The following is a 276-nucleotide window of genomic DNA, read 5'->3' as shown; positions in this document are numbered from 1 at the left end:
ATAGGTCTGCTCAACTTCCGGCAGGCTTCGCTGATCCAGTTGAGAGAGCCTCGCCATCAGGGCTGCGTCGGCCTTGAGCTTTTGCATGGCTTCGTCCGGCTGACCTTTGGCATCAAAATAGGCCAGATCGTGGTCCTTGCACATCGCATCCAGGGGACTTTCCTGCGTGGTTCCATCGACTCCCGGGCGTTTGAACACCGCTCCTCGAACAAGCTCGTCCCGACTCAGTTCTCCACCGCGCTGCCCCGCGGACCAATCGGGCCCGCACCAATTGCC

The 276-nt window shown here is 60.5% G+C and carries 1 protein-coding gene; it reads right to left on the bottom strand.

Annotation, left to right across the window (positions count from 1 at the left end):
- Positions 1-198, bottom strand: a 198-nt coding sequence (locus SB765_RS29455; RefSeq protein ID WP_410932463.1) for a hypothetical protein, incomplete at its 3' end; no start/stop codon positions are given.
- Positions 199-276: the final 78 nt, after the last annotated feature.

Source organism: Pseudomonas sp. SIMBA_067 (genome assembly GCF_046534675.1).
Classification (GTDB): Bacteria; Pseudomonadota; Gammaproteobacteria; order Pseudomonadales; family Pseudomonadaceae; genus Aquipseudomonas; species Aquipseudomonas putida.
This window is presented reverse-complemented; position numbering and strand designations above follow the sequence as displayed.